The sequence below is a fragment of the Microbacterium sp. F2E genome, assembly GCF_020905435.1.
Lineage (GTDB): Bacteria > Actinomycetota > Actinomycetes > Actinomycetales > Microbacteriaceae > Microbacterium > Microbacterium lacticum.
Window position 1 is genome coordinate 102,583 of the sequence record NZ_JAJJIB010000003.1, and the last position, 14,292, is coordinate 116,874.

Below are 14,292 nucleotides of genomic sequence, written 5' to 3' on the forward strand. Positions count from 1 at the left end.
GTACACTGGTGACAGTACTGCCGATGAATGTCAGGAGTCAATATGGTTTTCATCCATGACACGGAGATGTCGCTGCGGGCCGCGGCGGCCCTCGTGAACACGCTGCCCGAAACCGATTCCGACGGCATGGACCGACTCGTCACCCAGGCCGACCTCGACGCCTATCTCGACGAATACGCCTACACCGGCACCTTCCACCGCGACGACGAGGAGCTGGAGGCGGTGCGCGACAATCGCCCGCGGCTGTTCGAGCTGTGGAGCGTCGGCCGCGACGAGGCGGTGCCCCTCGTGAACGCCATGCTCCGCGATGGGCAGGCACTCCCCCAGCTCGTCCGCCACGACGAGTTCGACTGGCACATCCACGCCACCGAGTCCGAGGCGCCGCTGTCGGTGCGCATGCTCGTCGAGTCGGCGCTCGCGTTCGTCGACGTCATCCGCTCCGACCAGTGGGATCGTGTGCGCGTCTGCGCGGCGGACGACTGCGAGTCGGTCTACGTCGACTTCTCCAAGAACGGGTCGAAGCGCTACTGCGACACCGGCAACTGCGGCAACCGCATGAATGTCATCGCGTACCGGCGCCGGAAGGCCGAAGAAAGCGCCTGACCGCGGATGCCGCGACCTGCGGCGTCTCGTAGTGGATCAGGTGCCCGACGTCGGCGATCTCGACGAGCTCGGCGTCGGGGAAGAGCGTCTGCAGATGCCGCTCCGCCTCGATCGGCGTGATGTCGTCCTTATCAGCGGCGATGAGGAGCGTCGGCTGGGCGATCTGCGGCGCGAAGCGGCGCACGTCGTTCGAGACCGACGCGACGAACCCCTCGTGCAGCACGTCGCGGTCGCTGAATTTCGAGAAGTAGGTGTCGTGCTGGTCGTGGATGAAGGCGAGCAGCGCCTTGTCGCGCGTCTTCGCCATCGACAGGCTCATGACGCGCACGATGACGCCGTTCCGCAGCAGCGCGTCGCCGAGCCGCCGCGGCAACTTCGCGCCCGCCCAGTAGTAGAAGACGGCGAGGCGGGTGAGGATGCCTCGGGGCCCCTCGAGCGCGGGCGCGCCGATCGGGTTGACGAGGATCACCTGGGGGGTGTCGAGTCCGCCCGCGACCGCCGCGGCGACGACGAGCGAGCCGAACGAGTGTCCGAGCACCGAGGCGCCGGGGGCGACCTGCGCCGCGAACGCCGTGAGCCACGCGGCATAGGTGTCGAGGTCGTGGGTGCGACCGGGCAGCGGATCGGTGTCGCCGAAGCCGGGGAGATCGGGCGAGATCACCCGCACCCCGTCGAGGTGCGCGACGACGGGCTCGAGCCCGTGGTGGTCGCCGCGGTAGCCGTGCACCGCGAGGAGCGTCGTCTCTGCGTCCGCGTCGCCGTACACCCAGTACGCCGTGGTTCCCCCGAGCACCGCGATCTCGCGGCGTTCGACGGGAATCGCGGCCAGCCGCTCGGCGTACGGGGAGGGCACGGTCATCCTTCGAGTCTACGAGCGCCGCGTGGCGTCGCCGCGCTGTCGGAGGTCGGGCATACCGTCGAAGGCATGAACCATGGGGAGCAGCTGCCGCTCTGGGATGACGCGGCGGACGAGCCGGCGGGCGTCCCCCCGCGCCGCGCGCTCGATGAGACACACCCCGCCGAGGCGTCCGTCGCCGAGGCATCCGTCGCTCAGGCATCCGTCGCTCAGCCCTCGGCGCGCGCCGCGCACTGGACCGACGCCGTCGGCGTGTTCGACCTGGAGACGACCGGCGTCGACGTCACGTCCGACCGCATCGTGACGGCGCACGTCGGCCTGCTCGGACCCGACGGGTCGGCCCGGTCTGCACGCTCGTGGCTGAGCGATCCGGGCGTCGAGATCCCCGAGGGTGCCACGGCGGTGCACGGCATCACGACCGAGCACGCACGGCGGCACGGCCGCCCCGCCGCCGAGGTCGTCGCGGAGGTCGTCGGCGCGCTCCGCGAACTCTTCGCCGCCGGCGTGCCGGTGGTGGCCTACAACGCGCCGTACGACTTCTCGCTGCTCAAGTACGAGGCGCTCCGGCACGGCGTCGCGCCGATCCTCGACCCCACGCCGGTGATCGATCCGCTCGTGCTCGACAAGGCGCACGATCGCTACCGGAAGGGCAAGCGCACGCTCGAGGTGGTCGCCGCGCACTACGCCGTTCCGCTCGTCGGAGCGCACGATGCGGCGGCGGATGCCATCGCCGCGGGCCGCGTCGCGCAGGCGCTCGCGCGCCGGTTCGGGCTCGCGGCGCGGGTGCACGAGCTGCACACCCAGCAGATCGGCTGGGCGCGCACGCAGGCGGAGAGCCTGACGGAGTACTTCATCCGGGTCGGCCGACTCGACCCGACCGACGCCGTCGACGGCAGCTGGCCGATCCGCTGATCCGTCCGCTGGGGGGATCGCCAGACGGCATCACCGGCCGGCGCCGGCAGGCGTGATCGGCCGGTGTGGCCGGTGCGTGATCAGCCGACGCGGCGTTGTCGCGCGTGATGACGAGCACGCCCGCATAGGGGTTCGCCCGGACCGTCACCTGTGTGAGCGCACCGTCGCTCTGGTAGCCGACCGCGGCGGCGAGACCGTCGCTGCGCACCTCCGCGGTGTCGCCGCACGCCCGCGCGAAGGACAGGTCGCGCGCTTCGATCGCGATGCAGGTCTGCGCGCCGCTCGTGCCCCACCACACCAACAGGTCGCCGGCACCTCCGAGCAGATGCAGCTCGTCCCAGGTGCTCTGGGCGAGGACGACGCCGCGGGAGGCCTCGATGCGCTCCGTATCGATGCCGAGCGGCAGGAACGGCTGCGCCGCGGCGGCGGGAAGCGCGTTGGACGCACGGCGGCGGGATCCGCCTCCCCGTCGTCCCCCGCGGCGCGCCACCCGGCCTCGAGGGCGGCGAGGCGGGCGCGCTCTTCGGCGGACAGCGCCTGGCCGCCGCGGCCGTAGGCGCGGGCGCGCAGGGCGGCGAGCTCGTCGGGCGCGGGAGTGGCCATGGACTCAGCATTCCAGGTCCGCGGAACGACGAAAGCCCCGGCGAAGCGGGGCTTTCGCGGGGCGGCTTACTTGCTGCCGAAGTTCTTGAAGCGCTGGTTGAACTTCTCGACGCGACCGGCCGAGTCCATGATGCGCTGCTTGCCCGTGTAGAACGGGTGCGAGGACGACGAGATCTCGACGTCGATGACGGGGTACGTGACGCCGTCGAGCTCGATCGTCTTGTCGCTCGTGACCGTCGAACGGGTCAGGAACGTGTCGCCGGAGCTGAGGTCGCGGAACACGACCGGCTGGTACTCGGGGTGGATGTCAGTCTTCATGAGGTTCCTTACGTGGTGCCCTGGATTTTGCCAGAGCGCGGGAAGTCTGCGGTGCGGATGCACCAAGGATCGATTCTACCAGTCCGCGGACGGAATCGAGAACCGGTCGTAGAGCGTGTCAGGCGCCGGAGATCGCGCGGGCCGCGTACCGGCCGTCTTCGACGCTCAGGGCGATCGGCATGCCGAAGGTGTCGGAGAGGTTCTGCGCGGTGAGGGTCTCCTCGACCGGCCCCGCCGCCACGACGGCGCCGTCGCGCAGCAGCAGCACGTGCGTGAAACCGACCGGGATCTCCTCGACGTGGTGGGTGACCATCACCATGGCGGGCGTGGTCGGCGCCTGCGCGTAGCCGCCGAGGAGGCCGAGCAGCTCCTCCCGGGCGCCGAGGTCGAGGCTCGCAGTCGGCTCGTCGAGCAGGAGCAGCTCGGGGTCGGTCATGACCGCCCGGGCGATCTGCACGCGCTTCTGCTCGCCGTCCGACAGCGTGCCGAACGTGCGGTCGGCCAGGTGGTCGAGCTTCCACTCCCCCAGCACGCGCCGCGCACGGCGCTCGTCGATCGTCTCGTACTCCTCGTTCCAGCGACCGAGCACCGAGAACGCCGCCGTCAGCACGACGTCGAGCACCGTCTCCTCCGGCGGCACGCGCCTGGCCATCGCCGACGAGGCGAAACCGATGCGCGGGCGCAGCTCGAAGACATCCGTGCGTCCGAGGCGCTCGTCGAGGATCGTCACCTCGCCCGACGTCGGGTGCAGAAGCGTCGCGGCCAGCTGCAGGATCGTGGTCTTGCCGGCCCCGTTCGGGCCGAGCACCACCCAGCGCTGGTCGTCGGTGACCGTCCAATCGACGTGATCGACGATGTTGCGGGCGTTCCGGCGCACGACGACGTCGGCGAACTCGAGGACCTGGGGCATGCTCCCAGCCTATCGGGAGGCCTGCGCCACCTCCCGGTAGAGCGCCTCCGTGGCGTCGGCGATCGCCTGCCAGCTGAACTCGGTCGCGGCGCGCTCCCGACCGGCCTGACCGTACGCGCGCGCCCGCTCGGGGTCGGAGACGACCTCCGTGAGGGTCGATGCGAGGTCGGCGACGAAGCGGTCGGGGTCGGTCGGCGTGCCGGTGCCGTCCTGCACCTGGTCGATGGGCACGAGACGACCGGTGACGCCATCGACGACGACTTCGGGGATGCCGCCGGTGGCGGTCCCGACGACCGCGGCCCCGCACGCCATCGCCTCGAGGTTCACGATGCCGAGCGGCTCGTAGATCGACGGGCAGACGAAGGTCGTGGCCGACGTGAGGATCGCGCAGAGGTCGGGTCGCGGCAGGAACTCGTCGATCCACACGACGCCGTCGCGCGTCTGCTGCAGATCGCGCACGAGGCCCTCGACCTCGGCCAGGATCTGCGGCGTGTCGGGGGCCCCGGCGCAGAGGACGACCTGCACCTCCGGCGGGAGGAGCGCGGCGGCGCGGAGGAAGTACGGCAGACCCTTCTGCCGCGTGATGCGCCCGACGAAGACCACGGAGGATCGGTCCGGGTCGATGCCGAACCGCTCCAGCAGCGCCGGGTCGGAACGCGGATGCCAGGCATCCACATCGATCCCGTTGTAGATCACGCGCACCTTGGCGGGGTCGAGCGCCGGGTAGCTGCGCAGGATGTCGCGGCGCATGCCCTCGCTCACCGCGACGACGGCGGCGGCGTGCTCGTAGGCGGTCTGCTCGATGTAGCTCGACACGGCGTAGCCGCCGCCCAGCTGCTCGGCCTTCCACGGCCGGAGCGGTTCGAGCGAGTGCGCGGTGACGACGTGCGGGATGCCGTGCAGGAGCGAAGCGAGGTGACCGGCGAAGTTCGCGTACCAGGTGTGCGAGTGCACCACATCGGCCCCCGCGACGTCGCCGACGATCTCGAGGTCGACGCCGAGCGTCTGGATCGCCGGATTGGCCTCCTGAAGCTCCACCGGCACCGTATAAGAGCTCGTGTCGGGCTCGTCGCGCTCCTCACCGAAGGCGTGCACGCGCACCTCGATGCTCGCGCGCAATGCCGTGACGAGCTCGGTCACGTGCACTCCCGCACCCCCGTAGATCTCCGGCGGATACTCCTTCGTGACGATGTCGACGCGCATGTCCCGAACGCTAGTACAACGCCGCGCGGGGGGCATAGTGTGGGGCCATGCCAGCAGCGCCGAAGGTCTTCGGAATCATCCTCGCCGGCGGCGAGGGCAAACGTCTCATGCCCCTCACGGAAGACCGCGCCAAGCCCGCGGTGCCCTTCGGCGGGCAGTACCGCCTCATCGACTTCGCGATCTCGAATCTCATCAACTCCGGCCTCCGCCAGATCGTCGTGCTGACCCAGTACAAGTCGCACTCGCTCGACCGGCACATCTCGCAGACCTGGCGCATGTCGGCGCTGCTGAACTCGTACGTGGCATCCGTGCCCGCCCAGCAGCGCCTCGGAAAGCGCTGGTTCTCGGGGTCGGCCGACGCCATCCTGCAGTCCCTGAACCTCGTGCAGGACGAGAAGCCCGACATCGTCATGGTGATCGGTGCCGACCACGTCTACCGGATGGACTTCCAGCAGATGCTCGCGGCGCACATCGAGTCGGGCGCGAAGGCGACGGTCGCGGGCATCCGGCAGCCCATCTCGCTCGCGAACCAGTTCGGGGTCATCGACGTCGACCCGGCCGACGGGGTGACGATCCGCGACTTCTTGGAGAAGCCGCAGAACCCCGACGGACTCGTCGAGAGCCCGGACGAGGTGCTCGCGTCGATGGGCAACTACATCTTCGACGCGGATGCCCTGATCGCCGCCGTCGAGGCGGACGGCGAACTGCCCACCTCCGACCACGACATGGGTGGCGACATCATCCCCTACTTCGTCGGACGCGACGAGGCCGCGGTCTACGACTTCAAGCGCAACGACGTGCCCGGCTCGACCGATCGCGATCGCGACTACTGGCGCGACGTGGGCACGCTCGACTCGTTCTTCGACGCGCACATGGATCTCATCTCCACGCTGCCGATCTTCAACCTGTACAACACCGACTGGCCGATCCACTCGCAGGCCGTCAACTCACCGCCGGCGAAGTTCGTGCGCGACGGGGTGGGGCGCATCGGCAACGCGATCGACTCGATCGTCTCGCTCGGATCGGTGCTGTCGGGCACGCATCTGGAGCGGTCGGTCGTCGGTCCCTGGACGCTCGCGGCGGGCGGATCGACGATCACCGATTCGGTGCTGTTCGATCACGTCGACGTCGGCGCGGGCGCGCGCGTGCACCGCGCAATCCTCGACAAGAACGTCGTGCTCGAGCCGGGTGCGACGGTCGGCGTCGATCGGGCGCTCGACCTGTCGCGCGGGTTCACGGTGACCGACAGCGGCATCACGGTGGTCGGGAAGAACGCGCGCGTCGCACGGTGACGCGGCGCGCGGAGACGACGCGCGCCGCCCGGTAGGTTGGTCGGGTGCCTGACGCCCGGTTCCTCGTCGTGTTCGACGCTGATTCGACCCTGCTCCGCAACGAGGTCATCGAGCTGATCGCCGACGAGGCGGGGCGCGGGGCCGAGGTCGCCGCCGCCACCGAGGCCGCGATGCGCGGCGAGGTCGACTTCGCCACCAGCCTGCGCTCGCGCGTGCAGGCCCTCGCGGGAGTGCCGCTCGCCGCGTTCGAGCGTGTGCTCGCCCGCGTCGAGCCGACTCCCGGCGCCGCGGAGCTGATCGCCGAGATCCACCGACGCGGCGGTCGGGCCGCCGTCGTCTCGGGCGGGTTCCACGAGGTGCTCGACACCGTCGCGCCCGCGCTCGGCGTCGACCGGTGGCGCGCCAACCGGCTCGCGTCGGCCGGCGGAGCGCTCACCGGAACGGTGGACGGCGGCATCGTGGATGCCGCGGCGAAGGCCGCCGCGCTGCAGGACTGGGCGGCGGCCGAGGGCATCGGACTCGAGCGCACGATCGCCGTCGGCGACGGCGCGAACGACCTGCGCATGATGGCCGTCGCCGGGCTCGGCATCGCGTTCAACGCCAAGCCCGCCGTGCGCGCGCAGGCCGACCTCGTCGTCGGCCCCGTCGATCTGCGTCAGCTCATCCCCCTGCTGCCCTGACCGGGTCGCTGCCACCGGCCCTCATGGTGGGGGTCTCTGTGCCCGGGGGCTCCCCAGTGACGGGGGTCTTCTCGGTGTCGGGGGCACGCACTACCGTCGGGCCATGGAAGTCATTCTCGTTCCCGGGCTCTGGCTGACGGCGTCGTCGTGGGATCCCGTGCTCCCCGCGCTCCGCGAGGCGGGCCATACGCCCGTCCCGCTCACCCTTCCCGGCGTCGGCGGAACCGCCGCCGAGACGGCCGACATCACCATGGATGACTGGGTCGCGGCGGTGGCCGCGGAGATCGACCGGCACGAGGGTCCCGTGGGTCTCGTCGGCCACAGCGGCGGGGGCAACGTCGTCTGGGGCGCTGCGGCGGCGCGCCCCGACCGCGTCGCGCGCGTCGTGTTCGTCGACACCGTGCCGCTAACGCGGAGCATTCCGGCCCAGGCGCCGACCTCGCCGGTCACCCTCGACGACGACCGGCGATTCGGCGTGCCGGTGACGCTCCTCATGGGGTCGCTCGACGAGGCGGCGCTCCGCGCCGAGCTCGCCCGGTGGGGTCCGTATGCGGAGGAGTTCGCGGCGATCGACGACGCCACGGTCGTGCGCCTCGGCACCGGTCACTGGCCGCAGTTCAGCGCGCCCGCCGCCCTCGCTCGCGCACTCGTCGAGGCATTCGCGGAGGACGCTCCGCGGGAGGATGCCCCGGCCTGAAGTGCTCCCGAGGAGGAGGCATCCGAGGAGGACGCTCCCGCGGAAGCGGTTTCCGGGGAGGCAGCGGTCAGTGACCCATGCCGAGGCCGCCGTCGACGGGGATGACCGCGCCGGAGACGTAGGCGGCGTCGTCCGACGCGAGCCATGCGACCACGCCGGCGACCTCGTCGGGCGTCGCGAAGCGACCGGCGGGGATGCTGCGCTTGTACTCGGCCTGGGTCTCCTCCGGCAGCTCCGCCGTCATGTCGGTCTCGATGAACCCGGGGGCGACGACATTCGCGGTGATGCCGCGACCGCCGAGCTCGCGGGTCAGCGACCGGGCGAACCCGACGAGTGCCGCCTTCGACGAGGAGTAGTTGATCTGCCCGGCCGACCCGTAGAGCCCGACGACACTGGAGATGAGGATGACGCGGCCCCAGCGGGCGCGCAGCATGCCCCTCGAGGCGCGCTTGACCACGCGGAACGTGCCGCCCAGGTTCGTCGAGACGACCGAGTCGAAGTCATCCTCGGTCATCCGCAGCAGGAGCGTGTCCTTCGTGATGCCCGCGTTCGCGACGACGATCTCGACCGACCCCCACGCCCGCTCGACCTCGGTGAATGCGGCGTCGAGCGACGCCGCATCGGTCACGTCCGCGCGCACGGTCATCGTGCCCTCGGGGCCTTCGCCCGAACGTGCGGTCACCGCGGTGCGGTAGCCCTCGGCGACGAAACGCTCGGCGATCGCGCGGCCGATGCCGCGGTTTCCGCCGGTGACGAGGACGACTCTGCCAGTGGACATGCTGCTCCTGAGGTTCGGGACGCGGGGATGCCCTCGCGACGGCACAGCCGCGGCGAAGACCGCACCAGCCTACTGCCGGTGCCCCGGCCCGGTAGGCTGACGGCAGGCGAGAGGAGCCCATCGTGACCGATCCCACCGGCCCCCAATCGGAGCAGCCCGCGCAGCCCGCACACCCCGAGACGGCGCCCGAAACGGCATCCGACACCGCGGCGGCGCAGCAGGGCGATCCGACCCCGTACGGCGACCCCGCCGCGTACCCGACCGCCCCGCTCACGCCGCCTCCGCCGGCGTACGACGCCGCATCCTACGTCGCTCCCGCGGCACCCGCGTACGACACCACGCCGTATCCGCCGGTCGCGCCGTCGAGCGAGGTTCCGGCCTACGCACCCCCGACCTATGCCCCGCCCGCCTACGGCGCCCCGCCCGCCTACGGGGCAGCACCCGCGTACGGCGCGACGCCGGAGGGCGCGTACGGCGGCTACCCCGTGCAGACGACCCCGGGCGCTCCGCCGGTGGCGCCCTACGGCTACGGCGCCTACCCGACGCGCAAGACTAACGGTCTGGCCGTCGCCTCGTTGGTGCTCTCGATCGTCGGCTTCCTCTGGATCCTCCCGCTCGTCGGCTCGGTCGCCGGGGCGATCATGGGCCACATCGCACTCGGTCAGATCAAGCGCACGGGCGAGGGCGGCCGCGGCATGGCCCTCGCCGGCGTCATCATCGGCTGGGCGGGCGTCGCGCTGCTCCTGCTCGGTGTGCTGTTCCTGTTCTTCGTCGTCGCCGTCTCGTCGGGCTCGTCCCAGTACTCCTGATCCGTGGCGCGGCGTCGCTCGGGCGGCCTCCGCACGGGTGTCGGCGGCGTAGGCTTGAGGCACCGTGAAGCACACTTCCGCTCAGTCTGCGACGTCGCTCCCGCGCGCTCCGCGCGACGACGCCCACACCCGCATGGGCAAGTACTTCTCGATGATGGCGATCCGCGTCGTCTGCTTCGTGCTGATGGTCGCGATCCAGCCGTACGGCTGGTACACGTGGCTGTTCGCGATCGGCGCGGTCCTGCTGCCGTACTTCGCCGTGGTCATCGCGAACGTCGCCGCGGCGCCGGCCGCGCGGGCGGCGCCCCCGGAGCGGGCGATCGAGGCGCCCCCGAGCGCGGCACCCCGCGCCGCGCAGACCCCGACGACCTCGGACACCCCCACCGTCGTCCGCATCCACGAAGCCCCGCGTCGTCCGGAGGACGCGGCATGAGCGCTGCGACGGGCGTCGACGCGCGCGGCGGCGTCGCCGTGTGCTCCCGTGCGGGATGCCGCGCCGAGGCGCTCTGGCAGGTCGTGTGGCGCAACCCGCGCATCCACGACGCCTCCCGCCGCAAGATCTGGGCCGCCTGCGCCGAGCACGTCGATTACCTCCGCGAATACCTCGCTTCGAGGGCGTTCCCGGTCGAGGTCGTCGCCATGCCGGATGCCGCGCCGGACGACAGTGCGAATGCCCTGCCGGATGCCACAGTGAAGGCGGACTCGTGAACCGTACGGCCCTGCGCTGGGGCGGCTACATCGCGTTCGCGATCGTCTTCGCGATCGCGTGCGCGTACCTGTCGAACTGGCAGTTCACCCGGAACGAGTCGCGCGAGCGGCAGCTGGCGCTGATCGCCGCGAACTACGACGCGGCCCCGGCGGAGCTCACCGATCTGGTCGCACCGGACGGGTCGTTCGACCCCGACGACCAGTGGCGCCCCGTGCGGCTGACGGGCGAGTACCTCACGTCGGACACGCTCCTCGCGCGCAACCGCGCGCACGGCGGAACCGCGGCCTTCGAGGTGCTCGTGCCGTTCCGCACCTCGGCGGGCGACGTTCTCGTCATCGACCGCGGATGGGTGCCCCCGGCCGAGTCCGGATCGGGAGCACTCGCCGTGCCCGATCCCCCGAGCGGCACCGTCACGGTGATCGCGCGGCTCATGCCCGGCGAACCGCTGCGCAACGCCACCCAGTCCGCGCCGTCCGGCCAGGTGCCGACGATCAACCTGCCGCTCATCGCCGACACCACGCACGTCGACGGCGTGATCGAAGGAGCCTACGGCCTCATGGTGTCGGAGGATCCTGCGCCCGCGAGCGCACCGACCGCGCTCGAGCCGCCGTCCGAAGACCCCGGGCCGCACCTGTCGTATGCGATCCAGTGGATCCTCTTCGCCGTCATGGGGTTCGTCTTCATCTGGTACATGATCCGCACCGAGCTCAAGCATCGCCGCGAAGACGCCGAGGACGCGGCGGCCGAGGCGGCGGCGCGGGGCACCGCCGTCGGCGAGGCATCCACTCCCCCGGACGCATCCCCCGTGGCATCCACGACCCGGCGACGCCGGCGCGGTGAGCCGCGCCCGAAGGATCGCGACATGACCGAGGAGGACGCCCTCCTCGACGAGCTCACGCCGCGCTGAGCCGCGGAATCGCGTCACCGACGCAGGAGATCTCACGAAGGCAGGACCGATCCCCCGCGTTTCGTCCTGCCTCGGTGAGATGTCCTGCGTTCGTGAGGTGAGAAGCCGGGGCTCAGGCGAGCTCGATCAGGTCGACGTAGTCGCGCCCCCAGATGTCCTCGACGCCGTCGGGCAGGATCAGCACGCGCTCGGGGTTCAGCGCCTGCACGGCACCCGAGTCGTGCGAGACGAGCACGACGGCGCCCTCGTAGTGCGCGAGGGCGCCGAGGATCTCCTCGCGCGACGCGGGGTCGAGGTTGTTGGTCGGCTCATCGAGCAGCAGCATGTTGGCGCTCGAGACGACGAGCGTCGCGAGCGACAGGCGGGTCTTCTCACCGCCGGAGAGCACACCGGCGGGCTTCAGCACGTCGTCGCCGGTGAACAGGAAGGACCCGAGCACTTTGCGCGCCTCGGTCGCCGTGATGTCGGGGGCCGCCGACATCATGTTCTCGAGCACCGACCGGTTCACGTCGAGGTTCTCGTGCTCCTGCGCGTAGTAGCCGATCTTCAGGCCGTGGCCCGGTTCGAGCTCTCCGGTGTCGGGCTGGTCGACGCCGGCGAGGATCCGCAGGAGCGTCGTCTTTCCGGCACCGTTGAGGCCCAGCACGACGACCTTCGAACCGCGGTCGATCGCGAGGTCGACGTCGGTGAAGATCTCGAGCGACCCGTACGACTTCGACAGGTTCTTGGCCATGAGCGGCGTCTTGCCGCAGGGTGCGGGCTTGGGGAACCGCAGCTTCGCGACGCGATCCTCCTGGCGCACCTCCTCGAGGCCCGAGAGCATCTTCTCCGCGCGCGCGACCATCTGGTGCGCGGCGGCGGCCTTCGAGGCCTTGGCGCCGAAGCGCGCAGCCTGCAGCTGCAGCGCTGTGGCCTTCTTCTCGATGTTGGCGCGCTCCTTCTTGCGTCGCTCCTCGTCGGCCACCCGCTGGCGCAGGTAGTTCTTCCAGTTCATGTTGTAGACGTCGATCACTTGGCGCATCGCGTCGAGGTAGAAGACGCGGTTGACGGTCTCGCCGACGAGCTCGACGTCGTGGCTGATGACGATCAGCCCGCCCTTGTAGTTCTTCAGGAACTCGCGCAGCCACACGACGCTGTCGGCGTCGAGGTGGTTCGTGGGCTCGTCGAGGATCATCGTCTGCGCGTCCGAGAACAGGATGCGCGCGAGCTCGATGCGCCGGCGCTGACCACCGGAGAGCGTCTTCAGCGGCTGATCGAGGATGCGGTCGGGCAGCGAGAGGTTGTGCGCGATGGATGCCGCCTCCGCCTCGGCCGCGTAGCCGCCGAGCGCCTCGAACCGCTCGGTGAGGTTGCCGTAGCGGCGCATCGCCTTCGCGGCGACCTTCTCGTCGGCGTCGCCCATCTCGATCGACGCCTCGTGCATCTGGAGGGCGAGAGTGCCGAGCCCGCGGGCGTCGAGGATACGGGTACGCGCGAGCATCTCCGGGTCGCCCGAACGGGGGTCCTGCGGCAGGTAGCCGAGTTCGCCGGAGCGCTCGACCTTGCCGTCGGCGGGCGGGAGGTCGCCGGCGAGCACCTTCGTCAGCGTCGTCTTGCCGGCGCCGTTGCGCCCGACGAGGCCGATCTTGTCGCCGTCCGAGACGCGGAACGACACCTCCGACATGAGCGTGCGGGCGCCCACGCGGATCTCGAGGTCGTGCACGGCGAGCACAGCAGACGTCCGTTCTTCGGTGGTGTTCGGGGGTGGGGTTGCCGGCCGGGGCGCGCATTCCGTTCGCCTGCGCAGTGTCGCAAACGGCGGCCCGCGCGCGGGCCAGCCTCCCAGTCTACTCGGCTGCGGAGACGCCGACGCCCTCCGCGGGGGCGGGCGTGCGCGCCACCCGCAGCTCGCGCACCCCCGACTCGACCCGGCCGGCGCCGTCGAAGTCGAAGCGGTGCTTGCGGTAGAAGGCCTGTGCGCGGGGGTTCGGGTCGGCGACCCAGAGCGAGGCCGTGCTCTGCGGGCGGACGACCGCCTCGAGCAGCGCCGAGCCGAGTCCTGTGCCGTGGTGGGCTGTCAGCACGTAGAGCACCGTGAGGTTCACCTCGACCGAGGCATCCTCCTCGTACGGATCGGCGGCGCGCGTATCCCGCGACGCCCGGCGCGGGAAGGCACGCGGACTCCTTCGCCGGCGCCGCCGAGCCCGGTGTCGCCGGCGCTGTCACTGTCGTTGCCCGACAGCGCCGTGCGGGAACCTTGGTGGACGTCGTCCAAGAAGTCGCGGTGGCGTGCCCCTAGGCTGATCCCGACGCCCCGGCCCGTCGACCGGCCGCCCACCCTCGAGGAGCCTCATGTCTCTCGCCGCCCCCGTCCGCCGCCCGGTGCTCGCGGACCTCATCGCCCGCCCCTCGAACCGCGCCCGCGCATTCGCTCTGGATGCCGCCCTCGTCGTGGTCGGCGCGGGGTTCGTCGCCGCGCTGGCCCAGGTCGAGGTGCCGCTGTGGCCCGTGCCGATCACGGGTCAGACGCTCGGTGTCGTCGTGGTCGGCGCCGCGCTCGGCGCACGCCGCGGTGCCGCCGCCCTCCTCACCTATCTCGTCGCGGGGCTCGCGGGCCTCCCGGTGTTCGCGGGCTTCACCGGCTCGATCGCCGCGGTCGCGAAGCCGAGTTTCGGCTTCATCATCGGCTTCGTCTTCGCCGCCGCCGTCGCGGGATGGTTCGCGCAGCGCGCGTGGGACCGTCGTCCCCTCCTCGCCTTCGCCGGCTTCGTCCTCGCCAGCGCGATCCCGTTCGTCTTCGGCATCCCCTACATGGCGTTCATCCTCAACGTCGTCGGTGGCGGCACGTTCGGGCTCGGCGAGATCCTCGCGTTCGGCCTGTGGCCCTTCGTCATCGGCGGCATCGTGAAGGCCGCGATCGCCGCCGTGCTGATCCCGGCCGCCTGGGCGGGCGTGCGCGCCGCCGACCGCTCGACGCGTCGCTGAGATCCACCACTACGCCGTCCGCGCCCTCGGCCCTGTACCCGCATCCTGGGC

General features: G+C 71.2%; 18 protein-coding genes. 10 read left to right on the top strand and 8 right to left on the bottom strand.

The annotated features are described in order from the left end of the window. The first annotated feature begins 42 nt into the window (after positions 1 to 42). Positions 43 to 603, top strand: a complete 561-nt coding sequence (locus LOK55_RS03770) for a CGNR zinc finger domain-containing protein (RefSeq protein ID WP_229934305.1) — start codon at positions 43 to 45, stop codon at positions 601 to 603. On the opposite strand, the gene LOK55_RS03775 is transcribed toward LOK55_RS03770, so the two are convergent. After that, entirely contained in the window at positions 563 to 1,462 is a 900-nt protein-coding gene (locus tag LOK55_RS03775) for an alpha/beta fold hydrolase (RefSeq protein WP_229934306.1), read from the bottom strand. The two genes, LOK55_RS03770 and LOK55_RS03775, sit on opposite strands and share 41 nt — an antisense overlap. 66 nt (positions 1,463 to 1,528) lie before the next feature. Here LOK55_RS03775 and LOK55_RS03780 point away from each other — a divergent pair, with 66 nt between their 5' ends. Further along, positions 1,529 to 2,371, top strand: a complete 843-nt coding sequence (locus tag LOK55_RS03780) for an exonuclease domain-containing protein (protein WP_229934307.1) — start codon at positions 1,529 to 1,531, stop codon at positions 2,369 to 2,371. Here LOK55_RS03780 and LOK55_RS03785 read toward each other — a convergent pair. The 4 genes from LOK55_RS03785 to glgA all read right to left on the bottom strand — a co-directional run bounded on the left by LOK55_RS03785 (position 2,310) and on the right by glgA (position 5,405). After that, positions 2,310 to 2,861 carry a hypothetical protein gene (locus LOK55_RS03785; RefSeq protein WP_229934308.1) on the bottom strand — a complete coding sequence of 184 codons (552 nt, stop codon included), beginning with the start codon at positions 2,859 to 2,861 and terminating at the stop codon, positions 2,310 to 2,312. The two genes, LOK55_RS03780 and LOK55_RS03785, sit on opposite strands and share 62 nt — an antisense overlap. Before the next feature lie 179 nt (positions 2,862 to 3,040). Then, positions 3,041 to 3,292, bottom strand: coding sequence for a type B 50S ribosomal protein L31 (locus tag LOK55_RS03790; protein WP_229934309.1), 252 nt, complete (start codon positions 3,290 to 3,292; stop codon positions 3,041 to 3,043). Between the two features lie 118 nt (positions 3,293 to 3,410). Further along, a complete protein-coding gene (locus tag LOK55_RS03795; protein WP_229934310.1) occupies positions 3,411 to 4,202 on the bottom strand; it encodes an ABC transporter ATP-binding protein in 792 nt (263 codons plus the stop codon). Between the two features lie 9 nt (positions 4,203 to 4,211). After that, positions 4,212 to 5,405 carry a glycogen synthase gene (gene glgA, locus LOK55_RS03800; RefSeq protein WP_229934311.1) on the bottom strand — a complete coding sequence of 398 codons (1,194 nt, stop codon included), beginning with the start codon at positions 5,403 to 5,405 and terminating at the stop codon, positions 4,212 to 4,214. Between the two features lie 47 nt (positions 5,406 to 5,452). Between glgA and glgC the strand changes: the two genes are divergently transcribed. The 3 genes from glgC to LOK55_RS03815 all read left to right on the top strand — a co-directional run bounded on the left by glgC (position 5,453) and on the right by LOK55_RS03815 (position 8,074). Further along, positions 5,453 to 6,697, top strand: a complete 1,245-nt coding sequence (glgC, locus tag LOK55_RS03805; RefSeq protein WP_229934312.1) for a glucose-1-phosphate adenylyltransferase — start codon at positions 5,453 to 5,455, stop codon at positions 6,695 to 6,697. Positions 6,698 to 6,741: 44 nt separating this feature from the next. After that, positions 6,742 to 7,377: a phosphoserine phosphatase SerB gene (serB, locus tag LOK55_RS03810; protein ID WP_229934313.1), complete on the top strand. Its 636-nt coding sequence runs from the start codon at positions 6,742 to 6,744 to the stop codon at positions 7,375 to 7,377. Between the two features lie 103 nt (positions 7,378 to 7,480). Next, on the top strand, positions 7,481 to 8,074 hold the full coding sequence (locus LOK55_RS03815) for an alpha/beta fold hydrolase (protein WP_229934314.1): 594 nt from the start codon (positions 7,481 to 7,483) through the stop codon (positions 8,072 to 8,074). Between the two features lie 67 nt (positions 8,075 to 8,141). Here LOK55_RS03815 and LOK55_RS03820 read toward each other — a convergent pair whose 3' ends face one another. Next, the gene (locus tag LOK55_RS03820) at positions 8,142 to 8,852 is read right to left on the bottom strand and encodes a beta-ketoacyl-ACP reductase (RefSeq protein WP_229934315.1); all 711 of its coding nucleotides are present in this window, start codon (positions 8,850 to 8,852) and stop codon (positions 8,142 to 8,144) included. 122 nt (positions 8,853 to 8,974) lie between these two features. On the opposite strand from LOK55_RS03820, the gene LOK55_RS14210 reads away from it, so the two are divergent. From LOK55_RS14210 to LOK55_RS03840, 4 genes are all read left to right on the top strand, one after another. Further along, positions 8,975 to 9,661 (top strand): DUF4190 domain-containing protein, encoded by a 687-nt coding sequence (locus LOK55_RS14210; protein WP_229934316.1) that lies wholly within the window; start codon positions 8,975 to 8,977, stop codon positions 9,659 to 9,661. A 64-nt stretch (positions 9,662 to 9,725) separates the two neighbouring features. Then, on the top strand, positions 9,726 to 10,094 hold the full coding sequence (locus LOK55_RS03830) for a DUF3099 domain-containing protein (RefSeq protein WP_229934317.1): 369 nt from the start codon (positions 9,726 to 9,728) through the stop codon (positions 10,092 to 10,094). Continuing rightward, positions 10,091 to 10,369 (top strand): hypothetical protein, encoded by a 279-nt coding sequence (locus LOK55_RS03835; RefSeq protein WP_229934318.1) that lies wholly within the window; start codon positions 10,091 to 10,093, stop codon positions 10,367 to 10,369. Before LOK55_RS03830 ends, LOK55_RS03835 begins: the two co-directional genes overlap by 4 nt. Then, positions 10,366 to 11,277 (top strand): SURF1 family protein, encoded by a 912-nt coding sequence (locus LOK55_RS03840; protein ID WP_229934319.1) that lies wholly within the window; start codon positions 10,366 to 10,368, stop codon positions 11,275 to 11,277. Before LOK55_RS03835 ends, LOK55_RS03840 begins: the two co-directional genes overlap by 4 nt. Before the next feature lie 112 nt (positions 11,278 to 11,389). Here LOK55_RS03840 and LOK55_RS03845 read toward each other — a convergent pair whose 3' ends face one another. Both LOK55_RS03845 and LOK55_RS03850 read right to left on the bottom strand, forming a co-directional pair. Continuing rightward, complete coding sequence (locus LOK55_RS03845; protein WP_308066633.1) at positions 11,390 to 12,988, bottom strand: ABC-F family ATP-binding cassette domain-containing protein; 1,599 nt, start codon at positions 12,986 to 12,988, stop codon at positions 11,390 to 11,392. A 115-nt stretch (positions 12,989 to 13,103) separates the two neighbouring features. Beyond that, the gene (locus LOK55_RS03850; RefSeq protein WP_229934320.1) at positions 13,104 to 13,361 is read right to left on the bottom strand and encodes an N-acetyltransferase; all 258 of its coding nucleotides are present in this window, start codon (positions 13,359 to 13,361) and stop codon (positions 13,104 to 13,106) included. A 247-nt stretch (positions 13,362 to 13,608) separates the two neighbouring features. Between LOK55_RS03850 and LOK55_RS03855 the strand changes: the two genes are divergently transcribed. Further along, positions 13,609 to 14,241 (top strand): biotin transporter BioY, encoded by a 633-nt coding sequence (locus LOK55_RS03855; protein WP_229934321.1) that lies wholly within the window; start codon positions 13,609 to 13,611, stop codon positions 14,239 to 14,241. Positions 14,242 to 14,292 lie beyond the last annotated feature (51 nt).